Origin of the sequence: Marivirga harenae (assembly GCF_030534335.1) — a bacterium.
Lineage (GTDB): Bacteria > Bacteroidota > Bacteroidia > Cytophagales > Cyclobacteriaceae > Marivirga > Marivirga harenae.
This window is the reverse complement of sequence record NZ_CP130565.1, coordinates 1042328-1061515: the sequence shown is the minus strand read 5'-3', so window position 1 is coordinate 1061515 and position 19188 is coordinate 1042328. Positions and strand designations below refer to the sequence as shown.

The 19188-nt window shown below is 36.4% G+C and carries 18 protein-coding genes; 10 read left to right on the top strand and 8 right to left on the bottom strand.

Annotated features, from left to right (window positions below):
- Positions 1-26: 26 nt before the first annotated feature.
- The 4 genes from Q3Y49_RS04520 to Q3Y49_RS04505 are packed head-to-tail and all read left to right on the top strand — an operon-like array spanning position 27 to position 3137.
- On the top strand, positions 27-416 hold the full coding sequence (locus Q3Y49_RS04520) for a hypothetical protein (RefSeq protein WP_303271052.1): 390 nt from the start codon (positions 27-29) through the stop codon (positions 414-416).
- A 9-nt stretch (positions 417-425) separates the two neighbouring features.
- Entirely contained in the window at positions 426-1007 is a 582-nt protein-coding gene (gene lpcA, locus Q3Y49_RS04515) for a D-sedoheptulose 7-phosphate isomerase (protein WP_303271051.1), read from the top strand.
- Entirely contained in the window at positions 997-2535 is a 1539-nt protein-coding gene (locus Q3Y49_RS04510; protein ID WP_303271050.1) for a YifB family Mg chelatase-like AAA ATPase, read from the top strand. The genes lpcA and Q3Y49_RS04510 overlap by 11 nt, the downstream gene beginning before the upstream one ends.
- Entirely contained in the window at positions 2523-3137 is a 615-nt protein-coding gene (locus Q3Y49_RS04505; RefSeq protein ID WP_303271049.1) for a DUF6134 family protein, read from the top strand. Before Q3Y49_RS04510 ends, Q3Y49_RS04505 begins: the two co-directional genes overlap by 13 nt.
- On the opposite strand, the gene Q3Y49_RS04500 is transcribed toward Q3Y49_RS04505, so the two are convergent.
- The 4 genes from Q3Y49_RS04500 to Q3Y49_RS04485 all read right to left on the bottom strand — a co-directional run bounded on the left by Q3Y49_RS04500 (position 3117) and on the right by Q3Y49_RS04485 (position 10953).
- Complete coding sequence (locus Q3Y49_RS04500; RefSeq protein WP_303271048.1) at positions 3117-5282, bottom strand: 7TM diverse intracellular signaling domain-containing protein; 2166 nt, start codon at positions 5280-5282, stop codon at positions 3117-3119. The two genes, Q3Y49_RS04505 and Q3Y49_RS04500, sit on opposite strands and share 21 nt — an antisense overlap.
- 164 nt (positions 5283-5446) lie before the next feature.
- A complete protein-coding gene (locus tag Q3Y49_RS04495) occupies positions 5447-6775 on the bottom strand; it encodes a RagB/SusD family nutrient uptake outer membrane protein (protein ID WP_303271047.1) in 1329 nt (442 codons plus the stop codon).
- 11 nt (positions 6776-6786) lie between these two features.
- Complete coding sequence (locus Q3Y49_RS04490) at positions 6787-9711, bottom strand: SusC/RagA family TonB-linked outer membrane protein (protein ID WP_303271046.1); 2925 nt, start codon at positions 9709-9711, stop codon at positions 6787-6789.
- 183 nt (positions 9712-9894) lie between these two features.
- Positions 9895-10953, bottom strand: coding sequence for an ArsO family NAD(P)H-dependent flavin-containing monooxygenase (locus Q3Y49_RS04485; RefSeq protein ID WP_303271045.1), 1059 nt, complete (start codon positions 10951-10953; stop codon positions 9895-9897).
- Positions 10954-11111: 158 nt separating this feature from the next.
- Between Q3Y49_RS04485 and Q3Y49_RS04480 the strand changes: the two genes are divergently transcribed.
- From Q3Y49_RS04480 to Q3Y49_RS04470, 3 genes are read left to right on the top strand one after another with little or no spacing between them, the layout of a single operon-like run.
- Positions 11112-11393: a DUF427 domain-containing protein gene (locus Q3Y49_RS04480; protein WP_303271044.1), complete on the top strand. Its 282-nt coding sequence runs from the start codon at positions 11112-11114 to the stop codon at positions 11391-11393.
- Between the two features lie 30 nt (positions 11394-11423).
- The gene (locus Q3Y49_RS04475) at positions 11424-11729 is read left to right on the top strand and encodes a potassium channel family protein (RefSeq protein ID WP_303271043.1); all 306 of its coding nucleotides are present in this window, start codon (positions 11424-11426) and stop codon (positions 11727-11729) included.
- Positions 11726-12424 (top strand): potassium channel family protein, encoded by a 699-nt coding sequence (locus tag Q3Y49_RS04470; protein WP_303271042.1) that lies wholly within the window; start codon positions 11726-11728, stop codon positions 12422-12424. The genes Q3Y49_RS04475 and Q3Y49_RS04470 overlap by 4 nt, the downstream gene beginning before the upstream one ends.
- Positions 12425-12478: 54 nt before the next feature.
- Here Q3Y49_RS04470 and Q3Y49_RS04465 read toward each other — a convergent pair whose 3' ends face one another.
- From Q3Y49_RS04465 to pdhA, 4 genes are all read right to left on the bottom strand, one after another.
- Complete coding sequence (locus Q3Y49_RS04465) at positions 12479-13798, bottom strand: aspartate kinase (RefSeq protein ID WP_303271041.1); 1320 nt, start codon at positions 13796-13798, stop codon at positions 12479-12481.
- Positions 13795-14283: a 6,7-dimethyl-8-ribityllumazine synthase gene (gene ribH, locus Q3Y49_RS04460; RefSeq protein WP_303271040.1), complete on the bottom strand. Its 489-nt coding sequence runs from the start codon at positions 14281-14283 to the stop codon at positions 13795-13797. Before ribH ends, Q3Y49_RS04465 begins: the two co-directional genes overlap by 4 nt.
- 81 nt (positions 14284-14364) lie before the next feature.
- Positions 14365-15063 carry a tetratricopeptide repeat protein gene (locus Q3Y49_RS04455; protein WP_303271039.1) on the bottom strand — a complete coding sequence of 233 codons (699 nt, stop codon included), beginning with the start codon at positions 15061-15063 and terminating at the stop codon, positions 14365-14367.
- 240 nt (positions 15064-15303) lie between these two features.
- Positions 15304-16323, bottom strand: a complete 1020-nt coding sequence (gene pdhA / locus Q3Y49_RS04450) for a pyruvate dehydrogenase (acetyl-transferring) E1 component subunit alpha (protein ID WP_303271038.1) — start codon at positions 16321-16323, stop codon at positions 15304-15306.
- Between the two features lie 109 nt (positions 16324-16432).
- On the opposite strand from pdhA, the gene recF reads away from it, so the two are divergent.
- The 3 genes from recF to Q3Y49_RS04435 all read left to right on the top strand — a co-directional run bounded on the left by recF (position 16433) and on the right by Q3Y49_RS04435 (position 18768).
- Positions 16433-17527, top strand: a complete 1095-nt coding sequence (gene recF, locus Q3Y49_RS04445) for a DNA replication/repair protein RecF (RefSeq protein ID WP_303271037.1) — start codon at positions 16433-16435, stop codon at positions 17525-17527.
- 96 nt (positions 17528-17623) lie between these two features.
- Entirely contained in the window at positions 17624-17947 is a 324-nt protein-coding gene (locus Q3Y49_RS04440; RefSeq protein WP_303271036.1) for a DciA family protein, read from the top strand.
- Between the two features lie 176 nt (positions 17948-18123).
- Positions 18124-18768 carry an MCP four helix bundle domain-containing protein gene (locus Q3Y49_RS04435; RefSeq protein WP_303271035.1) on the top strand — a complete coding sequence of 215 codons (645 nt, stop codon included), beginning with the start codon at positions 18124-18126 and terminating at the stop codon, positions 18766-18768.
- Positions 18769-19188 lie beyond the last annotated feature (420 nt).

Here is a 19188-nt window from a genome sequence, read left to right as displayed (position 1 = left end):
ATCAAAACCATCACAACATCATTTTTATGAAGACTTTTAAAACTATTCTCTTTGTGGCTTTGCTCATCTTTCATATTGCCACAGTAGTGATTATTTCTATAGGGAAAAATGACCTTAATTTCTTATTTGATTTGTTTAAGCAGATGGATTTGGTTCAGTATAGTGCTATAGCTGGGCTAGTGTTATTTCTAGTAGTAATTTTACTTTTTAAGCAGGAAGAAAAAGCAAAGTCAAAATTGATTGAAAAACATGAAAATGAAGTCAATCAAATTAAAGCTAAATTATATGACAAGAAAGAATCGGAAAGTTCACCTGCTCCAAAAACAGATTCGAAACCAGAAATAGATGAAAAGACTTCTTCGGTAGATCAAGAATCTGATAGCACCAAAACCGATGATGAAAATACCCATTCCTAATAAATCTTCATGATTAACCTGATTAAAAACGAACTCAATTCAGCTCAAGAAACACTAGAAAATTTTTTAAATCAACCGGAACAATTAGCCAATATTGAAACAGCTGTTGATTTGATGGTAGATTCCTTCAATCAGGAAGGGAAAGTAATGAGTTGCGGAAATGGCGGCTCTCATTGTGATGCAATGCACTTTGCGGAAGAATTAAGTGGTAAGTTTCGTGAAGCCCGTCCTGCAATAGCTGCGATGGCAATATCTGAGGTAAGCCATGTGACATGCGTAGGGAATGATTATGGTTTTGATTATATTTTCAGCAGAGCTGTTGAGTCATTAGGTAAAAAGGGAGATGTCCTATTAGCCATTAGCACCAGTGGCAATTCAAAAAATATCCTTGAGGCTTGCAAATCGGCTAAAGCAAAAGGCATGAAAATTATTGGATTGACAGGGAAAGATGGTGGAAAATTAGCGAATGAATGTGATGTGGAAATCCGAGTTCCACATGATGGGTATGCTGACAGAATTCAAGAAATTCATATTAAAATTATTCATATTTTTATTTTACTGATTGAAAAGAGATTAGGGTATGCTAGCTAAATCTTATGGAAGTTCAGTTTACGGAGTAGATGCCAATGTAATCACCATAGAAGTGAATGTAAGCCAAGGAATGAAATTTTTCATGGTTGGTTTACCAGACAATGCAATAAAAGAAAGTGAGCATCGGATTGATGCGGCAATAAAATACAGTGGATATAGGATGCCACGACAAAAAGTAGTGATTAATTTGGCTCCCGCTGATGTTAAGAAGGAGGGATCAGCTTACGACTTACCTATTGCTCTAGGAATATTAAAAGGCTCGGAGCAAATTTTTACTGAAGATTTAGAACACTATATGATAATGGGAGAGCTTGCTTTGGATGGTACGCTCAGACCCGTAAAAGGTGTTTTACCTATTGCCATAGAAGCCAGAAAGAAAGGTTTTAAGGGGTTTATTCTACCGAAAGAGAATGCTGCTGAGGCGGCCATTGTAAATAACTTGGATGTTATTGGTGTTCAAAACCTAAAAGATGCAATCGGTGTTTTGGAAGGCACTTCTAATATCAAGCCTGAAGAAGTAGATACTCGAGATATTTTCTTCACTAACCTGAACGACTATGAAGCTGATTTTGCAGATGTGCAAGGTCAGGAAAATATTAAAAGAGCCTTGGAAATTGCTGCCGCTGGTGGACATAATGTGATTATGGTTGGCCCACCCGGTGCAGGGAAAACTATGCTGGCCAAAAGATTCCCTTCAATTTTACCACCTCTTAGTTTGACGGAAGCACTAGAAACTACCAAGATTCATTCGGTTGCTGGAAGACTAGGAGCTAATGCTTCATTGATTGCCACAAGGCCCTATCGAGCCCCGCATCATACTATCTCGGATGTAGCCTTAGTAGGAGGAGGTGGGATTCCTCAACCTGGTGAAATATCTTTGGCCAATAATGGTGTCCTGTTTTTAGATGAACTGCCAGAATTTAAAAGAACTGTCCTGGAAGTAATGCGTCAACCATTAGAAGAACGCAGAGTAACAATTTCTAGGGCTAAAGTATCAGTGGATTTTCCTGCTAATTTTATGTTACTTGCCAGTATGAATCCTTGTCCATGTGGATACTATAATCATCCTGAAAAGGAATGTGTTTGCCCGCCCGGTTCGGTGAAACGATATTTGAATAAAGTTAGTGGTCCGTTATTGGACAGAATTGATTTGCACGTGGAAGTAACCCCTGTTTCCTTTGATCAAATGACAGCCGACCGAAAGGCCGAAAGCAGTGAAACCATTCGCAAGAGGGTAATTGCTGCCAAAGAAATTCAAGAAAAACGATTCACGGATATGGCTGAAGTACATTCTAATGCTTTAATGCCGTCCCAAATGGTGAAGGAAGTGTGCGTAATAAATTCGGCTGGTAAGGCGTTACTAAAGAATGCTATGGAAAAGCTAGGGCTTTCTGCTAGAGCATATGATAGAATCATGAAAGTTTCTCGGACCATAGCAGATTTGGCTGGAAGTGAAGATATAAAGATTGAGCATTTGGCAGAGGCAATTCAGTATAGAAGTTTAGATAGAGAAGAATGGGCAGGTTGAAAGTATTTTTTGTTGTATGTTTTTTATCAATACTTGGTTGCAATCTATATGCCCAAGAATTGGTTTATGATGTTTCCATACAAGGCAAACCAGTTGGGAATATGTTGGTTACTAAGAAATTGTTGGACAGTGGAAAAGTATACTATTCAGCGGTAATGGATTTAGAGTATAAACTGTTTAGACCAACTCAGATGGTACAATTAATGGAGGCCATTTATCAAAATGATACACTGATCCAGGCGTATTTCGTAGACAAGAGAAATAATGAAATAGTTGAAGAAGCCAAAATTGAAAAACTTCATGAGCGAAAGTATTATAGGACTACTGTGGATACGGTAAGAGATTGGCATGAAAAAGCAGTTTTAAAAAGTACTTTGAAACTATATTTTACTCCTCCTGACAAAAGAGACTCTGTTTTTTCTGAAAACAACCATAAATATCAAAAAATAGCTAAACTTCCTGAAGAAAATCGCTTCATGATGATGAATAATGAAGGTGAAAAGACAATTATTAGCTACAACGAAAAGGGGATTTGTACTCAACGAGAATTTAATATTGGATCTGTAGAATACAGTCTGAAATTAAGTGAAAGGGAAGAGTAAAGTAAAAGTAGTCCCTTTATCGATCTCACTGTTCACTTGTATTTTTCCACCTAGTATTTCCATCTGACTCTTCACAAGATATAAGCCCAAACCTTTTCCTTCCACATGAGTGTGAAATCGCCTATACATTCCGAAGAGTTTATCTTTATTTTTCTCCAAATCTATGCCCATGCCATTATCAGCAAAACTTATGATTTTTTTGTCTTTATAGATTTTAGTACCAATCATTAGTTTTAATTTTCTTTTAGAGGAACGATACTTTATGGCATTCGAGATTAAGTTGTAAAATATGCTATCAACATAGGTAGGATTGCATTCTATTTCGTTAAATGCACTGTTGTCAAAATTAATTTCAGCGCCACTTAATTCAATTGAATTTTTCAATATTCTTTTTGTTTGTGCTAAGGTCCTGCTTAAATCTATCCACTCTTTGTCTTCTTCTACTTCTTTTCTTAGATCGAGGATGGCATTAAGATCTTTAATTACTGAGTCTAAACTATCACCTTCTTCTTTAATTTTCGATATGATATCCAGCCAATCTGACTTTTCAGTATCAGGGCTGATTTCGAGCAGATGTGTTAGTCCCAATAATCTAGCGACAGGGGCTCTGAGGTTGTGTGCCGTCATAAATGCATATTGCTCTAATTTCTGCACATTTTGTGCTAATTCGGCATTGGTTGATTCCAAATCACTGGTTCTTTTGGCTACTTGAGCCTCCAAATCGTCCGTGTATTCTTTTAGCTTTGTGTTTTGTGCTTTAATTATTTGTTGAGCTTCTAATAGACTTTCATTTTTTGAGTTTAACTCTTCGTTTTGTGTTAAAATTTCTTCTTGTTTTTGTTCCAACTCAGCTGTTCTTAAGCTTACCTGTCTTTCCAATTCTTCATTTTGCTCCTGTACCAATTTTTGACTTTGAGCCATTAAATCCATCGCATTTTCTTGAGCGGCCTTTTTATCGGTCTCCAGCAAGCGGTACTTATAACCTAGCGATACAGATAGCAAAATCACTTCAGCAATTGCTCCAAATTCCAAAACATGTGATGTTATTGAAGTCACGGGAAGAAACCCCAAGTTTCTTAGAGTATAAAGTAAAACACCAATTAAATATACGGACCAAGCTAAGGTGAAAATGCCGGCCACCTTTACTTTCTTTGACCAAAAGTAGATGCCACTAAATAGCAGGACTAAACAATTTATGAGGAGGGAATAATTGGCAACTTTTAAACTAATAGAGTAATCAGCAGTGAAAGCCAAAATGATGATAACGATTGCTACCAATTTCATGAATCTAAATACCCAGTGGTATCTAGGGAAGTATTTTTTAGTCTCCAAAAAGCTTAATGCAAATTGATTACTGGCTAATATCCATAGACCAATACCAAAAACAATAACATGATTTGCCCACCATGGCAGATCGTACCACAAGTACATAAAAGCATGACCATTTAATGCCGAGAGGGTGAGTAGATTTCCCGTTATAATTCCAACATAGTAAATATAACTGATAGAGCGGGCTGAAAAGGCTAAAAGCAGGTTGTATAACAACATTACTAACATTATTCCATAAAAAATACCGTAGGATATTTCTTCTGAGATATCTTCTGCAAACAGCTGTTCCTTAGTTTTGATACTGATCGGCAGGATAATGGAACCTTTATTTCGTATTTTCAAATATATACTAGTCCTATTTCCCTTATTTAATTCTAATGGGATGATAAAGTTCTTATGGCGGATTTCTCGCTCTGAAAATTTAATTCTATCGCCCAGGAAACCCTCATCTATTATAGTGGATTCTTGCAGTATGAAGTAGGTAATGGAGTCAAATGTAGGATAGCCAATTTCCAATACATAAGGCGTTTCGAATTGATCGAAGTGTTCAATTTCTATCTTTACCCATAGCGTTAAATCTTTTAGTCCGTAAGTAGGAATTTCCTGTTTGCCATACTTGAAAAGAGATTGATATTTAGGGGATAATATTTCTTGAAAAGTAAGTTGATGTTCAGTGTCCTCCAAAAACTGTATTTGCTTTCCTAGTCCGTCAAAGGATTCATTTGGCTGGATAGATATGTTATTAATAGCAAAGGATTCACAAATATTTGAGATAAACAAAAGGGCAAAAAGAAACCTCCAGTACGTGGATATCATATCGGTTGAAAAAATTATTTAAGAAAACTAAGGATTTCAACCGATGTAAGCAAAGAATATAAAATAATGTTTTGACGAATTTGCTACGTCATAGATATAAAAAAACCTCCATATTGAGAGAATCAACATGGAGGTTTTAGAACTAAATATTATAATTTATCTTCTTAATCATTTTCTGTTAATGGAACTGGAAATTCGGAGAATACTTGATCTCCGGCTCTGTCGATTGGTAAATTGTTGGCATTTAATCGTCCATATCTCCTAAGGTCAACCATCGCATGGCCTTCACACCATAAAGAGTATTGTCTTTGCTTTAACAATTCATCAGTTACAGCATTTTCAGTTTCTGCTCCACTGTACGGATCCAGACCTGCATAGTCTCTGATAATATCTAGATCAGCTATGGCTCCTGGGATATCTCCATTTTGCAGCTTGGCTTCAGCAGAGATTAACACCAGCTCTTCGTTTCTAATGATATCAATCGGTGATGTAGGAGACGGATATAATGCTGTTTCGTACTCACCGTTCAATCCGTCTTGAGAAGCAGCGTTTTCTCTTTCAGCCATTTTTCTCGCAATTCTTAAATCGCCAGCTTCTGCATTTTCAATAAATCTGTCATGCACTACGATCATATCTCCATTATTACCCGGAATCTTAAATAACCCGTTCAATTGGTCACCAGAAGCTGTTGAAAAGCTATGCTTTGGTCCAACAGTTAAATCACCACTTGGATCAAAAAATGAATCAGTTAGCAATCCTGCCACTGACCCCCATTCTTCCCGATAAATTGCAACCCTAGCCGCCAAAGCTCTGTTAAATTGGGTAAATGTTGCCGGAGTATCAAATCCGTCAAATCCAGTTGATAAATCAAAAGGGAAAGTAGAGCCAGCATTCCCTAATTGGGTATTAGCTGTGTTTAATAGATCTGCAATATGAGCTAAAGCAGCCTCTTTGCTAACAAACGGTCCTAAGTCATCTGGGTCAGCAACATCAATCCGTATGCCATTTTCATCCAACATATTCAATACCCGTAATTCCTGAAGTGCAATCACAGTGTTAGCAAAACCACGGTAGCCTGCTTTTTCTTGATCTGAAACAAATTCAGTATTATCTAGGGCATTTAACAATATATTTGCATTTTTCACATTTGTATAGCTGCCATTATAAGGACCATTCAAATAGAATACATTGTTGTCTAGTTGTCCACCATTTTTGCCCAACAGATCTTCTGTATTCCTTGGATCAGCATTGAAAAGATATAGCTCTCTGGCAATAGTCCCTGTCGAAGTTACATATAATGCTAAACCGTTGCGCATTCCTGACTCCATCCCAACAACTATGTTGTTTAATTCGTTGACTGTGGCGTCTTCATTGTATTGCTGTAAATTTGGATTGTTAGGATCTACCTGATCTTCAAATTCACACGAAAAGAAGAGCAGCATAGAGAAAGCCATTAATCCAGATATTATTGATTTCATATTAATATTTTTCATAATTTCTTAGTTTAAAATTCTAATGCTAAGTGAAAATAAACTTGTTTGGTAGAAGGGAAAGGGTTCACATCCAATCCTGTGGAAAGCCCTGTGCCACCTTTAGCTGATACTTCAGGGTCATACCCTGTGTAAGGTGCAATGGTCCATAGATTCCTGCCTGAAGCGCCAATCTTTATTTTGTTTACCGCACCATTAAATACGCTTACTGCTGATTCTGGTAGTCTATAGTATAATGCAATCTCTCTTAATCGCATATAAGAAGCATCTTCTATAAATCGGTCAGTATTAGGATTGGAAGTCCTTTCAACACCTGAAGGATCATCTAAATCACCTGTTAGACCAGCTAAATCTGTTAAATATGTGGTAAGATTCAAGTTACTTCCGCCTTGCTTTACATGAATTAAGAAGCTAAAATCAAAATTCTTGAAAATGGTAAAGTTGTTAAAGAAAGACGTTTGGAAATCAGGCTCTGCATCTCCCACGGTCACCACTTCTCCATCAATCGTACCTTTCAATTGAGTAACGGGTTGACCTTCTTCGATAAAGGCAGTTCCAAGTCCCAATCCGAATCCAGATCCAGCTGGTGCAAATGCCGGAACATCTAACCTTGTTACTTTAGATCTATTAAACCAAAAGTTAGTTGTGGAGGTCCAAACAAAATTTTCATTTTGGACAGGACTTGCGTTTAACGCCAACTCTAGCCCCTGATTTTGCAAGTCAGCTAAATTCGTAACTTCCAATGCAAAACCGGTAGATGGCTGTAATGCTCTTTGAAGAATTAAATCATTTATATTTCGGTTATAATAAGTTGCTGTTAAAGACAGTTTATTGTCTATAAGAGTCATATCGATACCAGTTTCGAATTCAGAGGCAGTTTCTGGTATTAAATCTTCACTTCCTCTCAAGCCTCCAACAGAAACCCCGGGAGACCCTCCTATATTAACAGCTTGGAAACTCGTATAGAGTGAACCAAAGGTAGCGCTTGAACCTGTTTCGCCATATGCGGCTCTCAATTTAAATTGATTAAATAAATCCAATGCCCAAAAATCGAAATTCGCTAAATTTAAGGCTACAGATGCCTTAGGGAAATAGTAAAACTGGTTTTGGTCTGAGTTTAATGTGGATTTATCAGCTCTTATTCCTAGAGTCGCGATTATTTTGTCTTCGAAATTTACTTCTTGCTGTGCAAAATATCCGAATTCCTTAACGTTCTCTAAGGTCTGGTCAAGTTCTTGTGTACCAGATTGACCCAAAGTGGTTTGCCCAGGAATTAATTGTGTGGCTTGATTATACACCAAATCTCTGTCAAAAGTAATGTAAGTGTAACCAACCTGTGACGTTAATTGGAATGAGCCACCGCTGAGGTAGTTATCCCAAACTAAGAATCCTTGGTTGTTGGTATTGAAAATGCTGTTTTTACCAACTCCAATAAATCCATTTTGTAGTCCTCTTTGAGCTTGATGATATTCTGGCACGTAGACGTAAGTTTCTAAATTGTAACTGTCAAATCCACCATTCCATTTAAATTTCAAAAATGACTGGTCCGTTTCGTACAAGCTTACATCAATGCTAGCACCCTGAATAAAGCGATTTATCACCTCGTCATTTATAGCCTGATCTCTAACTAGCAGCATGTTTCCAGCCGCATTTGGATTGTCTGGATAATTACCGAACTCATCAGGAAATAAATTAGCCCATGGTCTAGTAAAGGCCATGTTATATCCCATACTTAAACCACCTTCATTTTCATTTCCGGTAAATCCTCGTTGAGTAGTTGAATTCACAAAATTACTAGACGTAGTAAACTTTATCCTATCATTAAATTGATGGTCAATGTTGGCACGAACACTTGCCCTAGTATAGCCTGTGTTTTTTATAATCCCTTCCTCATCCCTTAAGGATGCGCCAACATAAAATTTAGTTTTTTCACTACCGCCAGTTGCACTTATTTTCGTATCCGTGATTAGGCCTGTTTCCCCATAGATCTCTTCTTCGTAGTCAATTAATCCACGTCCATTTACTGCAGCATTGTATCTTGCTACTTCATCAGTACCAAATGTTTCTTCAACTAAAGAAGGCGTCCAGTCTCTTTGACCTATTCCCACTTTTCTTTGAATTGTGCTGAAGCCAATATCTTGAGTAAGATTAACTCTAGTTTCACCTCTTTTACCTCTTTTAGTAGTTATAATTACCACTCCAGCATTAGCACGAGCACCATAGATTGCGGCTGCTGAAGGTCCTTTTAGTACTTCAATATTCTCTATGTCACTTGGTGCCAAATCAGCTATTCTGTTGGAGGCGTTTTCCTCATTTCCTGAATTAGCTCCGGATGCATTTCTCAAGCCGCTTGGTACCTCTGCATTACTAACATAAACACCATCAATAATAAATAATGGTTGATTGTTTCCGGTGATAGAAGTTACACCTCTAAGCCTCATAGCAATTCCTCCACCTGGAGCTCCTGAACTTGAAGTAATGTTAACCCCAGTGACTTTCCCATAGAGAGCATTGTCCATGGTGGGCTGATTTGTAATGCCCGTAAGCTCTTCGGATGAAACAGTAGCCACCGCGTTACCTAAATTAGACCTTTTTACGCTAGAAGCTAAACCAGAAACTACTACTTCATTTAGTTTAGTAATATCTTCTTCCAAGCGAATGATTAATTCCCCTGATTGATCTAAATTAACTGCTACTTGTTTTTCTGCAAAGCCTATAAATGAAATTACTAAAATTTCTGGTTCAGAGATTTCAACTTTAAATTTTCCATCTAAATCAGTTGTAGCACCTGATGTAGAACCTTTTTTCACGACCGTTGCACCAATTAATGGTAATCCATCACTGGCACTAACCACTGTTCCTTCTATTACTTTCTCTTGAGCGTATGAAAACGACCCCATGAGGAATAGAATAATCATAACTAGATACTGTTTTTTCATAGATTTTATATTTTGGTTTATTGTTAATATCAGAAATATTATTGACTAAACTGGTTATATAACCAAATATGTTATCAGTTTGTTGAAAAAATGATATATATTCTTTGTAAATGAAAAAATAGGTAGAATTAACAAACGAATGCTTGTTAGCTTTTTTTCAGTACAAAACTGGATTGCATAATGCTATTGCAAGCTCTCCTGTACTTGCTTTATGGTTAATTTTGCACTCCTTCCCACCCCAATTAAAGTTGCAGATGCAAAACCGGTCCATCCACCATAACCTACCAGCCAAAGATTTTTTTCTTCAATTGATCGTGTTCCTGTGGTTTTGATTTTTCCTTTTTCGTCCTTAGCTACAATGTTTTTTAAGTGTTCTGTGCCGTACCCGAAACCAGTGCACCAAATAACCGCATCGAAGGATTCTTTTTTACCTGATTCCCAGATCACTCCTTTTTCAGTAAATGATGTGAACTGCCCTGCTGAGTGTAAAACATCTCTATTTCGGGCTTCCTTTACAGAAGGAACCATTACGATATTGCCTAAATTATACTTAGACATATCAAACTTCTCTCCCTTTTTCTCAGCATAATATTTAGCTGTTGCTTGATCGAATAATACTCGACCATCTACATCATCAGGCAAAAATTCTGGTGAATTTCGAGTTGCCCATTTGGTATCGGCTACCTTTGAAATTTCAGCTAAAATCTGGGCACCTGAATTGCCCTCGCCCACTATCAATACTTTTTTCCCTTCAAAATCTCTTGAACTTTGATAGAAAGCGGAATGTAATTGTGTTCCTTGAAAAATATCCCTACCAGCTACATTGGGAATAAAAGGTTTATCCCAAGTTCCGGTAGCAGAAATCAACCTTTTACTATAATAGGTGGCCTGATTTGTAATAATTTTAAAGTAATTAGATTCCTTCCCTACTTCTTTTACCTCAACGGGTCTTTCAACTGGGATTTTATATCGTTTTTCGTATTGACAAACATAATCAATAACCTCTTTTTTGCTAGGAAATTCATTTTTAGATTGAGGCATCAACCAACCGGGCAAAGAGCTATGTTCGGCAGGAGAGAAAAGTGTTAATGAGTCCCAAGCTTTTTGCCAAGCACCACCGCATTCTTCTTGATTATCCAAAATAATGTAATCGAGTCCCGTTCTTCGAAGGTAGTAGCCACAAGCCAAGGCACTTTGACCGCCTCCAATGATAATCAGATCATAAATATGTTTATTTGACATCAATTAGTAGTTTAATCCGTTAGTTGAAGAAATTTTAATATTTTTCTAATTTATGCATAAAGCCTGCTTTTTCATGTTAATTATGGAAATAAAACCTGTCAGACTTGGACAATAGAACAAATATGACAAAGCGGGGTTAATCTGAAAAATCAAATATTATGAAAGCCATTTGGAACGATCAAGTAGTAGCAGAAAGTGATGAAACTATAGTTATTGAGGGGAATCATTATTTCCCGCCAGAATCAATTAAAAAAGAGTACTATCACAAAACAGACTACCATACAGTTTGCCCTTGGAAAGGAACTGCTTCTTATTTTAGCCTAAAGGTAGATGGAAAAGAGAATAAAGATGCGGCCTGGTATTATCCTGAAACGAAAGAGATGGCCAAGAAATTTGAGAATTACGTAGCTTTTTGGAAAGGAGTGGAGGTTACTGAATAAGAATTTCCTTCTTTTTAGTTAAATTCCAGCATGCAACCAGCTATAAGGAAACTTATTTATGCTTTCTTGATGATTATGACCAGTATTTTGCTGGGCGGTGTGGGGTATATGATTATTGAAAGCTACGGTTTTAAAGACGGTGTGTATATGTCCGTTATCACTTTTTCAACTGTTGGATTTAACGAGGTTCAGCCTTTGAGCGATAAAGGAAAGCTTTTTACTGTATTTTATATTATTATTAATTTAGGGTTATTTGCTTATACCGCTTCCGTTATTTCTTATTTGAGGGAAGATTCAGAGAAATTTATAAAACTTATACAGATAAAAAAGCATTGAAGAAATTAAATAATCATATTGTAATATGTGGATTTGGTAAGAATGGAGAGATAGCTGGAAATGGGCTAGGTGTCTCTAAAAGAGATTTGGTATTCATAGAAAAGAATGCTGATGTTATTAATAATTACAATAACGAAAAAGGCTATCAGCTACTGCATGATGATGCTGTCCTTGAGTCTGTGTTGGTTGAAGCAGGTGTTGAAAGAGCAAGTACCATTATAACCACCTTACCCAGTGATGCGGATAATGTATTTATTACCCTTACAGCAAAAGAGCTTAATCCACAAATACAAATAATAGCCAAGGCAACAGAAAGAAATACCGAGAAAAAATTAAGAAGAGCTGGAGCAGATCATGTAGTAATGCCGGATAGAGTAGGAGGCTCTTATATGGCATCCTTGGTTACAAGACCAAGTGTAGTACAGTTTTTAGAAATTCTCAATGGAGATCATGATTCTGAATATTCCTTAGAAGAGATCAATCACAACTTACTTAAAGACAAATTTAAAAATCTTTCTTTAGGCGAAATGGATGTTAAAAATAAAACAGGAGCTACAGTTCTGGCTTTTAAGGATAAAAAAGAAGGCTTCGTTTTCAATCCTAATTCCGATGCCATTTGTGATGAGGGGGATGTTATTATCTTGTTAGGGAATAAAAAATCCATCCAATCCTTTAGGGAGGAGTTTGTGAAATGAAATGGTTTTAAATTTTAAAATTATTTAGAATCTGAAACTTAAGTATACATCTTCCTAAAAAACCCCATCATTCAGTCTCTTCAAAGCCTCCGTTTTATAGCGCGTATCCACCACTATAGAAATATTGTGTCTGCTACCTCCGTAAGAAATCATGCGAACCGGAACATCTTGAAGGGCTGCAAAAATTTTGCTGACTAAGCCTGGTTTTTCGGCTACCATATTGCCTACTAAGCAAATAATACTTTGCTCCTGATCTACTTCCACTTCCCCGAAAGGCCGTAACTCACTTAAAATACTATCTAAATAATAGATATTATCAATCGTTACCGATATGGCTACCTCCGATGTGGTAATTACATCTATAGGAGTCTTGTATTTCTCGAAAATTTCAAATACTCTTCTCAAAAATCCATAGGCCATGAGCATGCGAAGAGATTTTACTTTGATAGCAATTATGCCATCTTTAGCAGCAATCGCCTTGATACCTTCTCCTGCGCCCTCCTTAGTATGAATTAGCGTGCCCGCTGCTTCAGGCTTCATAGTGTTTTTCAAGCGAACAGGAATTGTTCTTTTTTGTGCAGGTCTTATACAAGAAGGATGTAAAATCTTCGCACCGAAATAAGCCAACTCGGCCGCTTCTTCAAAAGAAAGCTCTGGTATGCTAAAGGTTTTCTCGACCACTCGCGGATCATTATTATGCATGCCATCAATATCCGTCCAAATCTGGATTTCATCTGCATTCAATGCGGCACCTACGAGGGAAGCTGTATAATCACTTCCCCCTCTTTTTAAATTGTCAATATGGCCTTCTGCATTTCGGCAAATATAACCTTGGGTGATAATCAGATTGGTTTCAGCAGGTTGCTTCATCAAAATATCAGATAATTCTTTATTGATGAAAGCCTCATCAGGTTCAGAAAAAGCATCTGTTCTCACGAAATCCAAGGCATTAATCAAAGCACTGTTTAACTTATGCTCTTGCAAATGCAAATTAAAAATATTGGTGGACATCAATTCGCCTTGTGCCAATAATTCCTTATCAATGGAATTGGTAAAGGGTTTTTCTAGGCAGGATTTTATGAAATCCATGCTTTCTGAAATAATGGCAATGGCTTTACTTTTGAAAACCTCCGTTTCAAATAAGTCAGCTAAAAATTCATCATATCGCTTCTGCAGCTTTTTAATTACTTTAGAAGCTTGCTCATGTTCCTTTTTTCGTAACCTTTCACCTATTTCAACCAAAGTATTGGTCACTCCACTAAGGGCCGACAGAACTACTAATTTTTTATTGTTGTCTTTCGTGATGATTTCACGAATCTGATTCATTCCTTGAGGCGTGCCGACAGAAGTTCCGCCAAATTTTAATACAATCATAATCCTTTTGCTAATCCTAACATTTTTAATGCGGTAAATGCAGCTTCATCTCCTTTATTGCCGTGTTTTCCTCCAGCTCTGTCTAAAGCTTGCTGCTGCGTATTAGGAGTCAGAACCCCGAAAATAACCGGTTTGTTGTATTTTAAGCTCACATTAGTAATCCCGTGAGCCACTGCATCACAGATGAAATCAAAATGTTTGGTTTCTCCTTGAATTACACACCCGAGGCAAATCACTGCATCAATGTCTTTTCTTTCTGCCATCCATTGGGCTCCTAAGCTTAACTCAAAGCTTCCGGGTACATAATGCTTTTCAATATTTGCTTTCGGGATGCCGTTTTCCAGCAATGTTTCATAGGCTCCACTATATAAGGATTCCGTTACTTCCTCATTCCATTCTGAAACTACTATTGCAAAGTTTTTATCTTGCAATCCTTTCATGTTTTTACCGGAATGCTCACTAAGGTTTTTAAGATTTGATGCCATATTTCTTGAGTATTTTCCAACAAAAAAGGGACAGGTTTTTAAAACCTATCCCTTTTCCTTTATCACTTTTTTCTAGTTAAATTATTTTTGAGCCTCTAATCGGGATAGGTATTTTTGAGCTTCAGTTTTCTGTTTAGAGTCACTAAAGTCTTCAGTAATCTTTCGGTAACTACCCATGGCCGCTTCTAGATCGTTTGCTTTTTCAAAAGCCAAACCTTGCTTCATGAAATAAACAGGACTAAATTCTCCATTGCTTTTGTAATTCGCGGCTTTTCCGTATTGATCCGCAGCCAAGGAAAAATTTCCCAACTCCATGTATGCATCACCGATCAAGGCATAAGCTCTAGCTTGAACCAATAAGTCGTCACTGCTAAAATCGTCTAAATAATCAATGGCAGTTTCAAATTGCCCTTGCTGCATGTAAATGCTACCCAAATAGAAGTTAGCTAAATTGCCTGACTTCGTTGAGCCATAATCTTCTACTATTGCTAAAAAGCCATAGTTATTGCCATCACCATTCAAGGCCAAATCATATTCTTCATTTTCAAACCAATATACGGCTTGGAACATTTCTTTCTGAGCCTCCTCATTAAGATTGTTCATATAGTATCGGTAACCGAAAAAGGCTACAATGATTAAGGCGATTACTCCCCCTAAACCAAATACTACTTTTTTATTGTTTTCAATGAATTCTTCTGTTTTAGAAAGTTGCTGAGCTAATACCTCAGGGTTTTCATAAAACTCGGAACTTTGTTTCTCTTTAGATTTTGTTTTTGCCATTGCCACTATTTTAAGACCGCAAAGCTATAAAAATTTATTTATTATTACCCAATTCCATCATTTAATAGTTTAAAGCTTTGGGATTTAAACTAATAAACATTAAATGGTCGGTTCTCCACCAACCATGGTGCTAGGCACGGTACTAAACCCTGTCAGGTTTTCACTAGTAATTATTACTGCTATATTTAATAGCTTGAAGATTTTTCAAATTGAAATCTGACAGGTTTAGCATTGAAGCCTTTAATCCACTATAAAAGGATAATCCTCTTGAGCGTAAACATCTCTGTAAACTTCATCAACATGAGGGAAATCAGATTCTTCGGCAAACTTCACGCATTCTTTTACGATTTCTTTTTGCTCGTTATCGATTTCTTTCAATTCATCCTCAGAAGCGTATTTATTTTTCAAAATGGCTTCCTTAGCTTGCTCAATAGGATCTTTACCTTTGTATTCTTCTAGCTCCTCTTTAGTTCTATATTTAGCGGGGTCAGACATAGAATGCCCTTTATATCGATAAGTTCTGAATTCCAATAAAGTTGGACCATCCCCTTTCCTTGCTCTTTCAGCTGCCTCTGCCACGGCATTGTGAACATTTTCCACATTCATAGCATCTACCCCTTTTGAAGGCATATCATATGCTTCACCCAAGGTATGTAATTCGGTCACGTTAGAGGTTCTTTTCACAGAAGTTCCCATGGCGTAACCATTATTTTCTATAGCAAAGATTACAGGTAATTTCATGCTCATTGCCATATTTAAAGCTTCGTGGAAAGCTCCCTGACGAACAGCACCGTCACCCATATAAGTAATGCACACATTATCTGTTCCTTTGTATTGCTCAGAAAATGCGATTCCTGCTCCCAAAGGAATCTGTCCACCTACAATCCCATGTCCACCAAAAAAATGATTCTCTTTATCGAACATGTGCATGGAGCCTCCTTTTCCTTTGGAAACCCCCGTTTCTTTACCAAAAAGTTCAGCCATTACTGCCTTCGGATCAGTTCCTAAACCGATCGGATGCGCATGGTCCTTATAAGCAGTGATATATTTATCGCCTTTTTTTAATGCACTAACAGCACCAGCTACGCAAGCCTCCTGTCCAATGTAAAGGTGGCAAAAGCCACTGATTTTCTGCTGACCGTATAGTTGCCCAGCTTTTTCCTCAAACCTTCTCATTAAGGACATGGACCTGAACCATTCCATATAAGTTTCCTTATCGAAACTCTTTTTATTGGCAGTTTTTGATTTCTTTGTAGCCATAATGCTTTTTCTTTTTTTGATGTATTTCTTCCGTCACAAAAGAATAACTTAACTTTGTTCATCTTGTTACGGGATGCGAAAATAACGAAAAAACCCACAAGTGCGAAAAATGAAGCTCCAAAATATTCGATTAGCTCAATTCAAAAACTATCCGCAAGCAGATTTCTCATTTGTGGATGGCATTAATTGCTTTTTGGGACGAAATGGAGTGGGAAAAACAAACTTGCTTGATGCGATTTATTATTTGGCTTTCACCAAAAGTGCTTTTAATGCGGTGGATAAGGATAATATTTTGCATGAAGAAGCTTTTTTTTCTATTAAAGCCAATTTTGAGGTGGAGGATAAGAATGTGGAAATGCTTTGTGCTGTCCGTTTAGGAGAAAAAAAAATGGTAAGATGGGCAGGAAAAGAATATGATAAACTGAGCGAGCATATTGGTAAACTCCCATTGGTAATGATAATCCCGCAGGATACAGATATAGTTAGGGAAGCCAGTGAAATGAGGAGAAAGTTCTTTGATAATCTGCTCTGTCAATTAGACCAAGAATACTTGAAATTATTGGTGAAATATAATCATCTCTTAAAGCAAAGGAATACATTGCTAAAGTCATTTTTAGAAAGAAGCAGATTTTCAGCTGATCAGTTGGCTCCTTATGATGAACTAATGATTCCATTGGCTTTAAGTATTTCTGAAGAGCGCAATACTTTGATGGAAAATTTCTTACCTATTTTCAAGGAATTTTATCAAGAGTTATCGGATGGTCAGGAAGAAGTCAATATTAATTATGAAACCCGAGTAACAAATGCTTTCGAAACGGATTTCAGATCACAACAGCAAAAAGATTTTCGACAAGGGAGGACGACATTGGGAATTCATAAAGATGATTATGTGTTTCTCTCGGAAGGAAAGCAAGTCAAGAAATTTGGTTCTCAAGGACAGCAGAAATCATTTGTAATTGCCTTAAAATTAGCGCAATTTGAATTATTGAAAGCCGCTAAAAATCAAAAGCCACTACTTTTGTTAGATGATATTTTTGATAAATTGGATGATAAAAGAATAGCTTATTTGTTGAAAATGATGGCGGACGGAAGGTTTGGTCAGATATTCTTGACCGATGCCAGAGCCGAAAGAAGTAAAGACTATTTGAAAGATATCAATACAGAAAAGAAATTTTTTGAACTAGACCAAAATAGAGCCTATTAGGCAATTACAAGAGAAAGGCTTGTATCGATCTGATATTATGTACCGAAAAGCAATTTGTACGATTAACTAATAGATTCCACATAAGAACTCAAGAAAATGTATAAAAAGAAAAATCCACATCCAGCCAGCATCAGAAAATCGGAGGCTACTCCTTTGGGTCAGGTCATTAATGAGATGTTTGATGCTTATCACTTAAATAGAAAGGTTGACCAAACACAGGTGGTGAATTTATGGCCGAAATTAATGGGGAAAGCAATCGCAAGTAGAACTAAAGGAGTTTTTATGAAGGAAAGCAAGCTTTTCGTAACGGTTGAATCCAGTGCTCTAAAACAGGAACTTCATATGAGCAAGGAAAGAATTATACATTTGTTCAGAGAAGAGCTTGGAAAAGAGGTGGTAAAGGAAATTATTTTGTTATGAGTTTTTTGGGGGGTTGAAATGAAATACTTATAATCACAAATTAGAAATTCAAACAACTTTTTAATTTGGCGATAGACTTTATTATGTTTTCTCTATCTGATGTAAGTATTTTTTGGTTCTTATTATTTAGTGTCTAAAGATTTGCCTATCTTATTATTATTTAAAATGAAAACACTATGCATTTTTCCTATTTCATTCAGCAAAAGTTAAAATTGGCATCTGCCCTTATTGTTATTTTAGTATTAGTGCTAATTAATAATCGTTGGGAAAATAAAAACATCAATGAATTGGGTGAAACTTTTAGTTCTGTCTACAAGGATAGGCTCTTAGTTGAAAATTATATTTTCAAATTAGCTACCGCTACTCAGGAGAAGAAATATTTGTTGACTGATTTTGGACAAAAGCAAGGTATAGATATTGATGATGAGTTTGCACTTATAAATAAACAGGTTGATTCCCTATTATCGGATTATCAAATGACTTATTTAACAGTGGCAGAGAAAACTGTATTTAAAGATTACCTTGATAATTATGAAAAGCTCAGAGTAGTTGAGCAAAATCCAAAAATAGGAGTTTATAAGCTAAATAACTTGTATAATGAAAATATAGAATTGTTAAATAAGTTGTCAACCATTCAAATGAAAGTTGGAGAAGATTTATATAATAATTCTCGATCTATAGTTACCAGCAATGCTAGTCTTTCCTACTTAGAACTAGGGCTTTTGATAATTCTCGGCTTAATAACTCAAGCATTAATTTTTACCTCCAAGTCGATGAAAGGAAACCTTACCAAAGATGAAAATAACCTACCATTAAATTGAGTGAAGGTTAAGATTTTTGAATAAATATGGAAAGAATTAATTTTTTTTACCTGAGATTGCTGTGCTTTTTCATAGCCTTTATTAAAAGCATCAATATATTTTTGATGTTTGAGAGCAAAATCGAAAATCAATACAGCAAGTATACCTACAAAAAAACCGATAAAATGCTCTTTCTTGATTTTTTCCATTATATTAAAATAATTTCGATATCATTCCTGCGAGGTAACCCAATCCATAAGCTAATACTATTGCACCCGCAAAAATAGAAATGGTTAATAATAGATAATATCTTGATTCGGGTATAAGCTTGTATTTCATCTTATTTAATAAAATAATTTTCGATTAATGCATATAAAGCACCAAAGCCAAAAGGTATTGCTCTAAGTAATACAATTGCACTAAGAAGAATTAAAGAGAATT